Annotated in this window: 12 protein-coding genes; 11 read left to right on the top strand and 1 reads right to left on the bottom strand. The window is 61.0% G+C overall.

Annotation, left to right across the window (positions count from 1 at the left end; all coding sequences use genetic code 11):
- Positions 1–196 precede the first annotated feature (196 nt).
- The 3 genes from DW211_RS01380 (at position 197) to DW211_RS01370 (ending at position 5,008) form a co-directional block, all read left to right on the top strand.
- Complete coding sequence (locus DW211_RS01380; RefSeq protein WP_118258766.1) at positions 197–910, top strand: ABC transporter ATP-binding protein; 714 nt, start codon at positions 197–199, stop codon at positions 908–910.
- 8 nt (positions 911–918) lie between these two features.
- Complete coding sequence (locus DW211_RS01375; protein WP_118258764.1) at positions 919–3,585, top strand: ABC transporter permease; 2,667 nt, start codon at positions 919–921, stop codon at positions 3,583–3,585.
- 217 nt (positions 3,586–3,802) lie between these two features.
- Positions 3,803–5,008, top strand: coding sequence for a DUF362 domain-containing protein (locus DW211_RS01370; RefSeq protein WP_117634581.1), 1,206 nt, complete (start codon positions 3,803–3,805; stop codon positions 5,006–5,008).
- Positions 5,009–5,139: 131 nt separating this feature from the next.
- Here DW211_RS01370 and DW211_RS01365 read toward each other — a convergent pair whose 3' ends face one another.
- Positions 5,140–6,105, bottom strand: a complete 966-nt coding sequence (locus DW211_RS01365; protein ID WP_117634579.1) for an alpha/beta hydrolase — start codon at positions 6,103–6,105, stop codon at positions 5,140–5,142.
- Between the two features lie 186 nt (positions 6,106–6,291).
- On the opposite strand from DW211_RS01365, the gene DW211_RS01360 reads away from it, so the two are divergent.
- From DW211_RS01360 to DW211_RS01325, 8 genes are all read left to right on the top strand, one after another.
- Positions 6,292–6,975, top strand: a complete 684-nt coding sequence (locus DW211_RS01360) for a hemolysin III family protein (RefSeq protein WP_187361909.1) — start codon at positions 6,292–6,294, stop codon at positions 6,973–6,975.
- A gap of 108 nt (positions 6,976–7,083) precedes the next feature.
- A complete protein-coding gene (locus DW211_RS01355) occupies positions 7,084–8,457 on the top strand; it encodes a hemolysin family protein (RefSeq protein WP_118258762.1) in 1,374 nt (457 codons plus the stop codon).
- A 24-nt stretch (positions 8,458–8,481) separates the two neighbouring features.
- Positions 8,482–9,315: a hypothetical protein gene (locus tag DW211_RS10260; protein WP_233502267.1), complete on the top strand. Its 834-nt coding sequence runs from the start codon at positions 8,482–8,484 to the stop codon at positions 9,313–9,315.
- A gap of 136 nt (positions 9,316–9,451) precedes the next feature.
- Entirely contained in the window at positions 9,452–9,841 is a 390-nt protein-coding gene (locus DW211_RS01345; RefSeq protein ID WP_118258760.1) for a YtxH domain-containing protein, read from the top strand.
- Positions 9,841–10,596, top strand: a complete 756-nt coding sequence (locus DW211_RS01340) for a PRC-barrel domain containing protein (RefSeq protein ID WP_118258758.1) — start codon at positions 9,841–9,843, stop codon at positions 10,594–10,596. The genes DW211_RS01345 and DW211_RS01340 overlap by 1 nt, the downstream gene beginning before the upstream one ends.
- Before the next feature lie 72 nt (positions 10,597–10,668).
- A complete protein-coding gene (locus DW211_RS01335; RefSeq protein ID WP_233540913.1) occupies positions 10,669–12,075 on the top strand; it encodes a polysaccharide deacetylase family protein in 1,407 nt (468 codons plus the stop codon).
- 328 nt (positions 12,076–12,403) lie between these two features.
- Positions 12,404–14,248 carry a magnesium transporter gene (locus DW211_RS01330; protein ID WP_118258756.1) on the top strand — a complete coding sequence of 615 codons (1,845 nt, stop codon included), beginning with the start codon at positions 12,404–12,406 and terminating at the stop codon, positions 14,246–14,248.
- Positions 14,249–14,322: 74 nt separating this feature from the next.
- Entirely contained in the window at positions 14,323–15,519 is a 1,197-nt protein-coding gene (locus tag DW211_RS01325; protein WP_117637211.1) for an Nramp family divalent metal transporter, read from the top strand.
- Positions 15,520–15,612 lie beyond the last annotated feature (93 nt).

The following is a 15,612-nucleotide window of genomic DNA, read 5'->3' as shown; positions in this document are numbered from 1 at the left end:
CCAATATGTCGGCACTTGGGGACGTTCCTTTCCTGCCGGCACTCATTGGGGACAGACTTAAATGAGCGATTTCACTCATTTAAGTCTGTCCCCAATGAGTAGGTTGGAAAAAAGCCGTGCACGTCGCTTAAAAATAGTTCGCCCGGGTTTACTATTAGCCTAGAAAAGTAGCAGAAGGCTAACAACGGGGGATAGCATGGCGACAAAGCAAGCGTATGTCCAGGTCAGCGGGCTCAGGAAACACTATGGCGACGGTGATGCGCGCCTGACGGTGCTCGACGGCATCGACACGTCCATCAACCGCGGCGAGATCTGCGTCATGCTGGGACCCTCGGGCTCGGGCAAGTCGACCTTTCTCAACCTCATTGGCGGCCTGGAGGATGCCGACGGCGGCTCCATCATGGTGGACGGCTGCGACCTCACCGCGCTCAAGCCTGCCGATCTGGGCGAGTACCGCCGCCGCGAGCTGGGCTTTGTCTTCCAGTTCTACAACCTGGTGCCCGACCTTACCATCAAGGAAAACATCGAGGTCACGGCGCACCTGTCCAAAAACCCGCTCAATGTCGACGACCTGCTGCGTTCGCTGGGCCTCTACGAGCACCGCAACAAGTTCCCACGCCAGGTCTCGGGCGGCCAGCAGCAGCGCTGCGCCATCGGCCGTGCACTCGTCAAAAACCCGGGCCTGCTGCTGTGCGACGAGCCCACGGGCGCGCTTGACTACAAGACGTCCAAGGAAATCTTGCAGCTCATGGAGGATGTCAACCGCACCTACGACTGCACCATCATCATCGTCACCCACAATGCCGCCATCGCGCGCATGGCAAATCGCGTGCTGCGCCTGCGCGACGGGCGCATCGTCGAGGATGAGCTCAACGAGTCACCCGTCGCGGCCGCCGAGCTCGATTGGTAGGCGGCGCCATGACACCTCTCGCAAAACGTCTCCCGCGCGAGCTGCGCCGCAATATCGGCAAGTACCTGGGCATCTTTTTGCTTATGTGCGGAAGCATCGCCCTTACCTCGGGCTTTTTGCTCGCGGCGCATTCCATCGGCTGCCTCATCGACGACATGCGCGACGAGTACACGATCGAGGACGGCCGCGTGACCACCTCCTTCGAGGCTACCAAAGACCAGCTCAAGGCCGCCGAGGATGCAGCCGGCGACGTCGGCGGCGTTACGTTCTACAAGAACTTCTCTATCGACGCCATCATCAAAAAGGCGGCTGGCGACGACGGCACCAAGCGCACCCTGCGCACCTATGCGCATCGCACCAAGGTTGACATTGCGTCCTACTGCGAAGGCAGGCAGCCCAAGACGGACGATGAGGTGGCAATCGACCGTGTCTTCGCCACCAACAACGACCTCGCCGTGGGCGATAAGGTCGAGCTTGAGGGCCGCACCTACACCATCTGCGGCATCATGACCCAGCCCGATAGTCAGGCGTTGTTCCTCGACAATTCGGACTTTACGGTGAACACCATCACGTACGGCGTGGCCGAGGTCACCGACGCCGGCTTTGCCGCGCTTGAGGACGCCGGCGGCGCGCCTGCCTACACCTACTCCTTTACCTTTACCGATCGCGACCTCCCCACCGCGGATCGCATCGATACGGAGCAGGATATGGTCGAGGCGCTGGCCGATGCCGATGCGCGCGTGGACGATCTGATCGATGCCGATTTCAATCAGGGCATTGGCTATGCGCGCGACGACGTCGACGGCGACTCCATGATGTGGATGACGCTGCTCGACATTATCATCGTGATCATGGCGTTTGTCTTTGTGGTCCTTACCGACGCCACCATCGAGGAGGAGAGCGCCATTATCGGCACGCTGCTCGCCAGCGGCTATCGCCGTCGCGAGATCGTGCTGCATTACCTGGCACTTCCCGCCATCGTGGGCGTGCTCGCGGCACTTTTGGGAACCGCACTCGGCGTTGCGTTCTTTACCGAGCCCATGCGCGGTCTCTACTACGGCTCGTACAGCCTGCCGCCCTTCCAGGTGTACTGGAGCTGGGAGATCTTCGTGAAGTGTGCCGTGGTCCCCGCCGCTGCGCTCATCCTCATCACGCTGGTGGGCCTGCTTCGCAAGATGGGCAAGACGCCGTTGCAGTTCCTTCGTCACGAGGCGAGCGGCAAATCGGGCACCAAGCGCGGCCTGCAGCTGCCGGAGTGCATGGGCTTTGTCTCGCGCTTCCGCCTGCGCGTCTTCCTGCGCAACCTGGGCAACTTCGCCACGCTCTTCGTGGGCATTGCATTCGCCTCGCTGCTGCTGCTCTTTGGCCTGGCGATTTTGCCCACGATGACGCACTACGCCGACAACCTCGAGACGAGCCTGGTCGCCGAGCATCAGTACACACTCAAGGCGCCGCTGGAGCTCGAGGGCACTACCGAGGAGCGCGAGCAGTGGTCGGCACTCGAGCGCTTGCAGTCGGTTGACGGCGCGCTGCTTTCTGCCGCCCAGGATGCCGATGACGAGCTTGACGGCGCGGCCGATGCGGCGCAGACGGCAGCCGATGCCGCGACCGCATTTCCGTCTGCCGAGAGCCTGACCGCAGCGCAGGATGCGCTTGCCAAGGTCCAGGACAAGAAGGATGCGCTCTACGCGCGCCTTGACGATCTTGCCGATGCCCTTGGCTGCGACCGCGACGAGGCTATCGACCTGATCGACAAGGCCTCTAAGATCGACACTGACAACGACGATATCCACCCGGTCAATACGACCGACAACGGCGCGGGCGCAATCGCGCAGGCCGAGAAATATGCCGTTTACCAGCTGCAGTACGACCGTGGCGACGGTAATGGCGAGGAGACGATTTCTGTCTACGGCATCTCGTCCGATTCGCGCTACTGGAAGGGCCTCAACATCGGCGATGGCCGCGTCGTCTTTGGCGGCGGTCTGCTCGATAAGTTTGGCTGGAGCGAGGGCCAGAAGGTCACGCTCAGCGACAAGTACGAGGGTGAGCATTATTCCTTTGAGTACGCGGGCAAGGACTGTGCCTGGGGCTCCAAGTCGGACATGAACATCTATATGAGTATCGACGACTTTAACGAGCTGTTCGACAACGACGCCGCCTACTTTAACGGCTATGTGAGCGACGAGAAGCTCGACCTCGACGCGCGCTACTTTGCCGGCGACACCACGCCCGACGACATGCGCGCCGTGGGTGACCAGTTCATCGGCATGATGAGCAAAATGATCGGCATGATGGTCGGGCTCGCGGTGTTTATCTTCCTGCTGTTTATGTACCTGCTGACCAAAGCGGTGATCGACCACAGCGCCCGTTCGATCAGCTACATGAAAGTCTTTGGCTATCGCGATAGTGAGATCTCGCATCTGTACATCCGCTCGATCACGCTGTGCGTGGCGGCGTCGCTCGTGCTGAGCCTGCCGGTCATTATTGGCTCGCTCACGGCCATCTTCCGCTCGATGCTGCTCGCCTACAACGGCAATATCGAGATCTACGTGCCCGCTTGGTCCATGGCTGCATGCGTCGGCATTGGCTTTGCGACCTACCTGGTCGTGGCGCTGCTGCACACGCGCTCTATCAAGCGCGTCAGCCTAGCCGAGGCCCTCAAGGTGCAAGAGTAGTCATCGGGGACGTTCTTAAATGACTGGTCATCGGGGACAGTCTTTGACGATTCGCCGGCTCGCTGGCCGGGCTGGCAAGGACTGTCCCTGGCGGTACTCATTTAAGTCTGTCCCCAATGAGTGCCTAACGACTCGGCGTTGCGCTTGACTTCGACCCTACTTTAACGGGTACCATCCTCTATGTCTGTAACGCCATATAGACCGAGGGGATAGATCTATGACCGCAACTGCACCCGCAGCACCCGCTAAGGTGTACTTCACCAACCTGCGCACGCATGCTCGCGAGAGCCAGCTCGACAAGCTCAAGCGTCTCATCCGTCGCGCCGGTATTGAGCAGATTGACTTCGAGAACAAGTTCGTCGCTATCAAGATTCACTTTGGCGAGCTGGGCAATCTGAGCTTTTTGCGCCCCAACTACGCCCGCGCCGTCGCGGATGTCGTCAAGGAGCTGGGCGGCAAGCCCTTCCTCACCGACTGCAACACGCTTTATGTCGGCAGCCGCAAAAACGCGCTCGAGCACATCGACACCGCCTACCAGAACGGCTTTACCCCGTATGCCACGGGTTGCCAGATCATCATCGCCGACGGCCTCAAGGGTACCGACGAGGCACTCGTCCCGGTCGAGGGTGGTGAGTATGTGCGCGAGGCAAAGATCGGCCAGGCACTCATGGATGCCGACATCGTGATCAGCCTTACGCACTTTAAGGGTCATGAGCAGGCGGGCTTTGGCGGCGCCATGAAGAACCTGGGTATGGGTGGCGGCAGCCGTGCCGGCAAGATGGAGCAGCATGCCGCCGGCAAGCCGAGCGTCGATACCACCAACTGCGTAGGTTGCCGTGCCTGCGAGAAGATTTGCGCGCACGGCGCCATCACGTTTGACGGTACGCATGAGCGCGAGCTTGCCAACGGCAGCACCCGCACGGTTCACGTGGCTGCCATCGACCACGATCGCTGCGTGGGCTGCGGCCGCTGTATCGGCGTGTGCAACCAGGACGCCATCAAGCCCGGCTATGACGCCGCGGCCGACGTGCTCAACTGTAAGATCGCCGAGTACACCAAGGCCGTTGTCGACGGCCGCCCGAGCTTCCATATCTCGCTTGCCATGGATATCAGCCCCAATTGCGATTGCCATGCCGAGAACGACACGCCCATCGTCAACGACATCGGCATGTTTGCGAGCTTCGACCCGGTCGCCATCGACCAGGCCTGCGCCGACGCCGTCCTGGCGTCCGAGCCGCTGCCTAACACCGAGCTTACCGACAGCGCGGCCAAGATGGAGCATAATCACGAGCATCTGGAGGGCGAGCAGGCCAAGGATCCCTTCTGCATCACGCATCCCGACACCGACTGGCGCGCGTGCATCGCGCATGCCGAGAAGATCGGCCTGGGCACGAGCAAGTACGAGCTCATCGAGGTCAAATAGCGCCTAGCTATTGGACATATCAAGCGCTTTTGTAGCGCAACGTTAGTAAAAACCGCCCGTGAGCACAGCGCCCACGGGCGGCTTTTTGGAAGTGCTAGGGGCCAGATAGACCAGTAAACCGTACTATTTGCTTAAAAATTCTTGTCGAGGAAGTCGTCGACCGTGTTCCAGTAGAGCTCGGGGTCAACTTGCGCGCTCTTGGCGTGGGTGGCGCCGTGGATAGTGAGCTTCTGTTTAACCTTGCTGGCACACGCGTCGTAGTTTTGGTCGAGCATGTCGTACGGCACAAAGGTGTCCTGGTCGCCGTGGATAAACAGCATGGGAACCGTCGCGTGTTCGAGTTGGTCCACACTGCTCGCCTTATGAAAGTCGTAGCCTGCGCGCACGTTGCACACTAAGTTTGCTACATCGAGCAAGGGAAAGCTGGGCAGGCCGAACACGTCCTTGAGCTGCAGGGAAAACTCGTCCCAAACGCTTGTATAGCCGCAGTCCTCGATAATGCATTTCACATTTGCGGGCAGAGATTCCCCCGCTACGTTCATGGCAGTCGCCGCGCCCATCGACTCGCCAAAGACCAGGATGCGCGCCTTGGGATCGGCCGCAACGATCCGCCCGATCCACGCGACGACATCGAGTCGCTCGGGCCAGCCCATGCCAATGTAGTCACCGCCGGAGCGCTCGTGGGCGCGGGCGGCAGGTGCGAGCACGTTCATGCCGCGGTCGTGGAATCGCTTGACGTATCGGGCCATACCGATGGGCTCGTTGGTATATCCATGCAGGCAGACGGCGTAATCGTGGGTGTTCTCCGAGGCGGCAAAATACCAAGCGGAGAGCTCGGTTCCGTCATCTGCGGTGAGGCTGCTGCTCTCGCGATTCTTTTTAAACCATGCCCGTGCCTCGGTGTCCTCGGCATCCGGCTGCTCACTTTCTTTGTCGTCCTTGCCGTCCTGCATCATCTTCATGGTGTATGGCGCGCGGGGATTCAGCGCGAAGTCAAACAGAAAGTTGCCGGCAAATCCGAGCAGCACAATGACAACCACCAGTGCAACGATGCCTGCTATCTTGAGCTTTCGATGGGGGTGTGCGTTTTGAGCCATGCGGTATTCTCCTATAAGATGTTAATACATCAACATTTAATGCAAGCACATTATGGATGTTCGCCGTTGATGCGTCAACAAGCAAAGGATGGGTAAACAAAGGGTCACGTAAGGTGCAAATTTCGCACGTACCCAGACGCTTTGATATAGTGTTGAGAACTCTTTACATTGGAGGATGTAACCGGCATGTCCGATTCGAGCGACAGTTCTAAGCCGCGACCCAAGACCGCGGCCGTTCCACACTACACGGTGGGTGAGGAGATCATGAACTCCGTCACCCATGGTGTCGGCTGCCTGCTGGGTATCGCGGGCCTGGTGCTCCTGATCGTATTCGCCGCCCTGCGCGGCGGAGGCTCGGCCCACATGGCCGCGGCAATTGTCTATGGCGTCAGCATTATTCTCGAATACCTAGCCTCCACGCTCTACCACGCGATTCAGCCCGCGCGCGCCAAGCGCGTGTTTCGCATCATCGACCACAGCTGCATCTACCTGCTCATTGCCGGCAGCTATACCCCGTTTTGCCTCATCACGCTCGCAAACGACGGCGGCCCTGCGCTGTTCTTTGCCGTATGGGCCATCGCCATTATCGGCATCGCCCTCGAGTGCTTTATGCGCGAACGTCAACCGCACTGGGTAAGTGGCCTGGTCTACTTGCTGATGGGCTGGCTCGTTGTCTTTAAGCTGCCCGTACTTGTGGCACTGCTCAACCCCGTGGCACTTGCCCTGCTCGCCGTCGGCGGCGTGTGCTACACCGCAGGCGTGCCGTTCTATATCGCCAAAAACGTGCGCTATCTGCACAGTATTTTCCACTTGTGGGTGCTCGCCGGCAGCATCTTCCAGTTCATGGCGGTGATTCTCTTCGTAATCTAGCGACCGCGCCCACGGCCCCGCTCGCACGGGCGACCGGCGCAATTGCCCTATCCGTCACCTACGCTTACTACCCAACGTCCCGAATCTTGGAGGTTCGAGAAACTCCCGATGGACATAACCATCTCCCTTATCACTACCCTCGTTTTGACCCTCATCAACGGCTACTTCTCTATGTCCGAGATGGCGCTCACCACGGCCAAGCGCGCCGTGCTGGAGCATGAGGCCGAGGAAGGCGACAAGCGCGCCGAGCGTGCCATTAAGCTGGCTGCCGACTCCGACCAGCTGCTCGCCACCATCCAGGTCGCCATCACGCTCGTGGGCTTCGCCTCGTCCGCCGTTGCCTCGACGAGCCTGTCCGACCCGCTCGCCACGTGGCTCATGAGCTTTGGCATCGCGCCGCTCTCCGCCATCGCGCGCGGCCTGGCGCCGGTCATCATCACCGTCGCGGTCGCCTTCGTGTCCATCGTGATCGGCGAGCTCGTCCCCAAGCGCATCGGCCTGGCCAATGCCGAGGGCGTGTCCAAGCAGGTCGTGGGACCGTTGTCGTTTTTCCAAAAGATCGCCCGTCCGCTCGTGTGGCTGACTGGCGCTTGCTCCGATGGCCTGGCCCGCATTCTGCGCATCAAGAGTGCCGACGACCGGCAGAACGTCTCGGAAGAAGAGATCAAGTACATGGTCTCGGAGCAGGATGACCTGCTCGACGAGGAAAAGCGTATGATCCACGAGATCTTCGACCTGGGCGACACCGTTGCCCGCGAGGTCATGGTGCCGCGCGTGGACACCACCATGTGCGAGGACGACGAGACGGTCGCCAGCGTGCTATCCACCATGCGCCAGACCGGCTTTAGTCGCATCCCCGTCTATCATGAGGATCCCGACAACGTCGCGGGCATCGCGCACATTAAGGACCTGATTCAGCCCGCGCTCGACGGCAAGGGCGACCAGCCCATCGCCGGCTTTTTGCGCGACGCCACCTTTGTGCCCGACACCAAGGACATCCTGCCGCTGCTGTCCGAGATGCAGACCTCGCACGACCAGATCGTGGTGGTCGTGGACGAGTACGGCGGCACGGCCGGCATCATCACCATCGAGGATATCGTCGAGGAGATCGTCGGTGAGATCGAGGACGAGTTCGACCCCGACAACAAGTATCTCACGCGCCTTTCGCGCCGCGAGTGGCTCGTCGATGGGCGTTTTTCGTGCGATGACGCGATTGAGCTTGGTTGGCCGCTCGAGGAAAGCGATGATTATGAGACCATCGCCGGCTGGATTTTGGAGCTTTGTGACTCGGTGCCCGACATCGGAGAGGTGTTTGAGGTCGCGGGGTACAAGTTTAAAGTGCAGTCGATGCGTGGCCAGCGCATCTCGCTCATTCGCGTGATCGCTCCGGCCGAAACCGATAAGAAGGATTCCGAGTCTTCGGCAGAGAAGCCGGCGGCGTCGGGTGCGGGCTCTGTGGACCCGCACGATGGCGACGAGTAGGGCAAGGAAGAGTAGGGGAGAGTTATGGCAGGCCTGTTCAACATCCTTAAGGTCACCGTCAGCGAGGACAAGATCTGCGCGCATGTGCTGGTGAACCCCGGCATGCCGCTTATGACCTCGGAGGACATCGAGGCCACGGCGCGCGTGTACTATCTGGTGCCCGCGATTGCCAAGCACCTGTGCTTGGGCGATTCCGGCCGCGAGTTCCAGGACTGCATGGGTCAGACCGAGCTCTGCCATCTGCTGGAGCACGTGACGGTCGAGCTCATGAACGAGACCGGTCTTGCCGGTAGCATCTCGTGCGGTCGCACGCGCGTAAGCGAGCACGACGAGCGCGTCTTTGAGGTTGAGCTTTCGTGTCCCGACGACGCGCTGGCCATTGGCGCGCTGTCGTCGGCGACCTTTATGATGGACTGGGCGTACCTGCACGCCGACCAGCCGGCCCCCGACGTGGACGGTACGGTCGCGGGCCTGCGCAACCTGGTGCTGGGCATGCGCGCCGAGGCCGAGGGCAAGGACCCGCACGAGGCCGTCGCCGCTGCGAACGGCGAAGATGCTGCCGAGGACGAGGGCGCTGACGAGGGTGATGTGCCGGTCGACGCCGAGCCCGTTGCCGATGCGACCGCCGAGCCCGTTCCCACCGAGCCCCAGGGCGTCCCCAACTTTGACGACGAGCCCCAGGTGGCGATTGATACCGAGGGCGCGGTTGCCGAAAACCACGAGGCTTCCGCTGCCGTCTTTGGCGGTGCGGCGACGGTTCCGGCGGGACCTGCGCATGAGGGCGGCCTGCCGCTCGTGGACGGCGCCGGCGAGGACCCGGGTGCCACGGTGGCCATGCCGGCTATGCCCCAGGAGTAGGCTTACGCGTTTATCACCATCACGTACCTGCGCCTTTGCCGTACGCAGATGAGCGCGACGGCAAGTGTTGCGCTGCGGGTATAATGGACAGCATTCAAACGGTGGGCATCGAGGTGCCCGCAGGAGAGGAATGATCATGGGAAAGACTTTCAGCTTTGTCTCCGGTGCGCTCTTTGGTGCTGCCGCCGGCGCTATCATCGGCGTTGCTCTGGCCCCGCGTTCGGGTGCCGAGACCCGCGCCATGGCCGCCGATATCGCCAACGATGCCTGGGACAACATGCGTGACACCTACGAGCACGGTGCCGAGGAGGCTCGTGCCGCGGTCAACGACTTTGGTCCGATGGTCGACGCCAAGACCGATGACCTGCGCGCCAAGGTCGACCTGGCCCGCGAGCGCATGGACCAGCTGCGCGAGCAGCTCAATGACGCCATTTCGGGCGGCAACGTGACGCCTGCCGCCGACGTCGTGGTCGAGAACGCCGTCGAGGCTGATGCCGAGGCTGCGGAGCCCTCGACCGAGGCATAATGCGCGCCGGGGATTTTGTCGGCGCCAAGATCTATCGCAAGCCTACCGAGGACAAGCGCACCAAAAAGGACGGCACGCCGCGCAGCCCTAAAAAGCTCGGAAAGATTCACTTTCCGGTCTTTACCCCGGGCGGTACGCGCGTGGTTGGCTTTATGGTCCGCCAGTCCGATATCGCGGGCATGATCGAGCGTCCCGATCGATTCGTAGCGCTCGACGCCATTGGTGTCTACGAGGGCGCCATCGCGGTCGATGACGTCAAGGACACGTACGATGCCGCCGCCGCCAGGCGCCTCGACATCAACCTGGACGATTGCATCATCTGGGTCGGTATGGACGTGCGCACGGAATCGGGCGACGTCGTGGGCTATTGCTCGGACGTTGAGTTCAAGCCACGCTCGGGCATCGTGCAGGCATTCTATGTGACCGCCGGTGCTGCTTCGAGTGTTTTGGTTGGTGACACGCAGGTGCCGCCGACGATGCTGCGCGGCTATGCGGACGGCGCGATGATCGTTTCGGACGAGGTCAAGTCGCTCGGATATTCGGGCGGTGCGGCTGCCAAGGCCGCCGAGGCCAGCGTCGTGGTGGGCGACAAGGTCAAAAAGGGCGCCAAGGTGCTCGATGACAAGGGATCGGTCGCCGTGGACAAGGGCAGCCGCGCACTGGGCAAGCAGCTCGGCAAGACGCGCGGTATGTTCAAGGCCTTTAAGGACGAATACCAAAAGGCGAGCGGAGGCTCGTCAAAAGCTACAAAATAGCGACGTACCAAATGATGGGAGGCAAGCCGGAGACCTGTTGCTCCGGCTTGCTGTGTTTATGGGGGAGGGCACATGCGCCAAAACGGATCCAACTTAAACGGGCACTCGGGTGCGCGTCCGACGGCGCGCCGCGACCTGGGGCAGCTGCCCAGCGGTCAGCGCCGCCGTCACCGTAAGCCCGGCGCGATGTATCTCAACCATAGCCGCGGCTTTAGCGACCGCAGCGCTCGCATCGGCAACGGCCGTACGCCCCGTCGTTCGTCTCGCCTGCCCTATGCGCTCATCGCCGTGGGTTGCGCGCTCGTGCTGTTTATCGCTGCCGTCGTGGGCTACGTCAACCGCAGCGTGGACGTGGAGCTCAACGGCCAGAAGACCGCGGTGCGTGTGGGCTCTACGCTGCAGAATCTCATCGACGACCAGGAGTTGACTGACACCTACGACGCAGGCGACCTGCTGGCCGTCGATGACAGCGTGCTCAAGCGCCATGGGGGCGAAAAGCTGTCGGTGAAGGTCGACGGCAAACGCGTGAAGCAGGGCAAATGGGATAGCCGCGAACTTGAGGGCGGCGAGAAGGTGACGGTCAAGGATGGCCGTAACACCTACGAGAAGCACGAGGTTCAGGCTACGGTTATCGAGCCCAAGCTCAAGGTCGAGGGCACGGGCGCTATCGAGTATGTGCAGACGTGGGGTGTCCAGGGCCGCTCCGAGGTGTGGGTTGGTGAGCAGTCGGGCAAGACGCAAGACCGCGGCGAGGTTGTGCCCGCCACCGATTGCGTCGTTGCGTGCGCCAGCGTGGCGCCCAAGGGCAACAAAAAGTACGTGGCGCTGACGTTTGACGAGGGTCCGAGCGGCGCTACCAAGCAGATCTTGCAGGTGCTCAAGGAAAAGGGCGTCACCGCGACGTTCTTCCTTTCGGGCGATGCAGCCGAGGCCTCGCCTGCCACGGCCAAGGCGATTGTCGATGCCGGGTGCGAGACCGGATCCAACAGCTACAGCGACGATTCGCTCAAGGGTCAGGACCGTGAGGCGGTACGCGAACAGATCACGAAAGGCACCGATGCGATTAAGTCGGCGACCGGCGTGAAGACGATGCTGCTGCGTGCTCCCTACGCTGCCTTTGACGAGCAAAACTGGATTGATGCGATGGACCTGGTCTCCGCCGTGGTCTCGTGGAATATCGATTCGGGTGACTGGCTGCTCAACGGTGCCGACGAGCAGGTCTCGACGGTGCTCGATTCGGTGACGCCGGGCAATATCGTGCTGCTCACCGATAGAGACGAATGCGCCGAGCAGACGCTCGAGGCACTGCCGCAGATTATCGACGGCCTTGTCGCCGACGGCTACAAAATCGTGACGCTCAGCGACCTGGTCAAGACGGACACGGCATTGAGCAAAAAGCTCACCTCGCTGACGAAGGTCGCCATGCCCAAGGACGCTGTGTTCCCCCAACTTGCCGAGGACGACGACACCACAGAGTAGTCATTGGGTAGTCGTTTAAGAATGTCCCCAATGGCTATGTCACGGATACGTCAGCGTTTGGTATGCCTGCAATGTGCAGCGCATAAATTCGATGCCGCAGGGCGATGCTGATGCTATAGTTACTGCGGTTAATGAGGGTCAAGAGAAAGGTTACAGGTGAAATCCAAACCTCGACCATACAGTCGATGACCCCATGCAGGTGCTTTTTGCGCATGCACGGGGTGTAAGCGTCGAGCGGCGTGCCGCCCGCGCATGCGTATACATATCCAGAAGCCCCCGGACGCCGCACGCGCGGCCGCGTCCGGAGGAATAATGATGGGGAGCACCATTGAATTATCTGAGTGAGATGCTCAAATTGCCGGTCTTGGACGTCGACGGCGAAAAGCTCGGCGTGGTCAACGATTTTGGCATTGCAACCGGCGAAGTTTTTCCGCACGTGACGTCGCTCGCGTTCCGCGGCCCCGGCAAGACGCCGTTTATGATCAGCTGGCGCAAATGGGTCGACCGTATCGACGAGACGGGCGTGTATCTCAACACGTCTGCCACCAATATTCGCTTCTCGTACCTGCAGCCGACCGAGCTCCTGCTGGCGCGCGACGTGCTCAATAAGCAGATCGTCGACACGCAGGGCATGAAGGTCGTGCGCGTCAACGACATCAAGTTTTCCATGTCGGGCGAAAACCAGCTGCGCCTGTTGGGTGCCGAGGTCGGTGCCCGCGGTCTGCTGCGCGCGATCAGCCCCGCACTCGAGCACGTCGTCGAGGGCTTTATGAAGCACCTGGGCAAGCCGCTCAGCGAGGACATCATCGCTTGGTCCTACATGGACCTGCTCGACCGCTCGACCAAGAACATTCAACTCTCGGTGTCGCACAAGACGCTCGGCGAGCTGCACCCTGCCGACATCGCCGACATTATCGAGCAGCTCGACCCGCGTCTACGTGCGCAGGTGTTTGCGCAGCTCGATACTGCCCAGGCCGCCGAGGCCATCTCGGAGTTCGATGACGACGAGCTTATGACCGAGATGCTCGAGGGCCTGTCCGATACGGACGCATCGTCGATGCTGGCCATGATGGACCCGGACGATGCAGCCGACCTGATCGACGAGCTTGATTACGAGAAGGCCGAGAAGCTCCTGCGCCTGATGGGCGTCAAGGAGGAGAAGGCGATTCGTAACCTGCTGGGGTATGAGGACAACACCGCCGGCCGCATCATGACCTCGGAGTTTGTCTCCCTGCCCGCCACGGCAACGGTCGGTGACGCCATCGAGGCGATTCGCGAGCTCGACGAGGACTTCGAGAGCGTCTATTACGTCTATACCGAGGATCCGAGCGGCATGCTGACCGGTGTGCTTTCGCTGCGAACGCTGATCGTAGCCGATCGCGACGCCACGCTGGGTCAGCTGGCCTATCGCGACCTGGTCTACGTGTCGCCCGACGAGGACCAGGAAGACGTAACGGACGAGATGACCAAGTATGACCTGGTCGCTATCCCCGTCTGCGACGAGAACCGCCACATCCTGGGTATCGTAACCTTCGACGACGCCATGGACGTTATCGCCGAGGAGCATCAGGAGGACCTGCAGATCGCTGGTGTCGGCTCGGGTGACAGCGCGTCCGACGACTCGACGAACGTGCTCAGCTGGTTCGTGCATCGCCAGTACTGGGTTGTTATATGGGGCATCGCGTCGTGCATCATGGCGACCGTGCTGGGAACGGCGCTCGGCTCCGCGCATCTGGTGGTGTTCCCCATGTGCGCCATGCCGCTCGTGCTGCTGGCGGCCTCGCGCATGGTGTCGTTCGTCAAGAACTACTTCCTGGAGTATGACGGTCACGACGACGAGCCCAAGCCGTATCTGGGGTTCTTCTTCCAGAGCACGGGCATGGGCCTGATTCTGTCACTCGTGACCTATCTGTGCGCCCAGCTGGTGCGCACCGCTGCATTCCCCGATGCGCCCATGTTTGAGGAGCAACTCTTTACCGGGTGCTTTAATATCGCTGCCATCATTTGCCTGGTTGGCAACATGAGTGCCGTGATTTACCTGATGGTGCTGTTCTGGCGTGACGAGCATGACCTCAACACGTCGGGCACCGCCATGAACGTTATTGCCGTCATGATCTCGTGTGTGGCGTATTGCATCGCCGCGGTGCTGCTCGCCATGTCAGTCATGGGTTAGGTGGTCGCGTGCAAAATACCAAGCAAAAGTCGGGCACCAAGCAAAAGCTGACCATCGCGGCCATCTTTGGCGCTATGGGTCCCGGTCTGCTGGCGGCGCTTTCGGGCAATGACGCCGGCGGCATTGCAACGTATTCCAGTGCGGGCGCCAGCTATGGCTACAAGATGCTCTGGATGCTTCCCGTCATGACTGTGCTGCTCATCGTGACGCAGGAGACCGCGGCGCGCTGCGGCTGCGTCACGGGTAAGGGCCTGGCATCGCTCATTCGCGAGCGCTTTGGCGTGCGCAAGAGTGTACTTGCTATGGCGGCGCTGTTGATCGCCAACACGGCTGTGACCATTTCGGAGTTTGCGGGCATCGCCAGCGGTCTTGCTCTCTTTGGCGTGCCGGCGAGCATCTCGGTGCCGTTGGTGGCGCTGCTGGTATGGATGCTTACCATGTCGGGTAGTTTCCAGCGCATCGAGAAGATTCTACTGCTGGTGAGCTGCGTGTTCGTGACCTATATCGTCGCCGCGTTTATGGCTGGCCCCAACTGGGGTGAGGTCGCGGTCGACCTGGTCGTGCCTAACATTCAAAATGACCCCAGCTACGTGTCGCTCGTGGTCGCAACGATCGGTACCACCATCGCGCCGTGGATGATTTTCTTGGCGCAGAACAACGTGGTCGATAAGAACGCGGGCGAGGACGATATCGTGCTGCAGCGCATCGATACCGTGAGCGGCTCGCTTGCTGCCGATGTCATTGCCGGCTTTATTATCATTACGACCGGTACGGTGCTGTTCCCGGCGGGTATTCAGATTAGCGATGCTGCCGATGCTGCCCGCGCGCTGGAGCCTATTGCGGGTCAGTGGTCTACGGTACTGTTTGCCTCGGGCCTGGTCGCGGCGAGTTTCTTGGCTGCCTGCGTGCTGCCGGGCGTTACGTCGAGCGCTATCTGCGAGGCATTTGGCTGGGAGCGCGGTGCCGATCGCAGCTGGGACGAGGCCCCGGTCTATCGCGGCATCATTACGGCCATCATCGGCATCTCTGCCGTGCTGGTGCTTATGCCCGGCGTCGATCTGTTCCAGATTATGATGACCTCGCAGGTCATCAATGGCGTGCTGCTGCCCGTGGTTCTGGTGTTCCAGGTGGTTATTGCCGCTGACCGTCACATTATGGGCACTAACCGCAACGGCCGCGTGTGGAATGTGCTCACTTGGGCGACTATCGGTGTGATTACGGTGCTGACGGTCGTCATGTTTGTGCTGCAGGCGATGGGCTACAGCGCATAGCGCCTCTTTTGGATTCTTAACAGGTCGCCGCCATGGGCTGCGGCCTGTTTTTTGCCCACGGCCTCTCGGAGTCGGCTCAAAAAGAGCAACCTC

Origin of the sequence: Collinsella sp. AM18-10 (assembly GCF_003471585.1) — a bacterium.
GTDB lineage: Bacteria > Actinomycetota > Coriobacteriia > Coriobacteriales > Coriobacteriaceae > Collinsella.
Note: the sequence above shows the minus strand (reverse complement) of the source record. Positions and strands in the feature narration are given on the sequence as shown.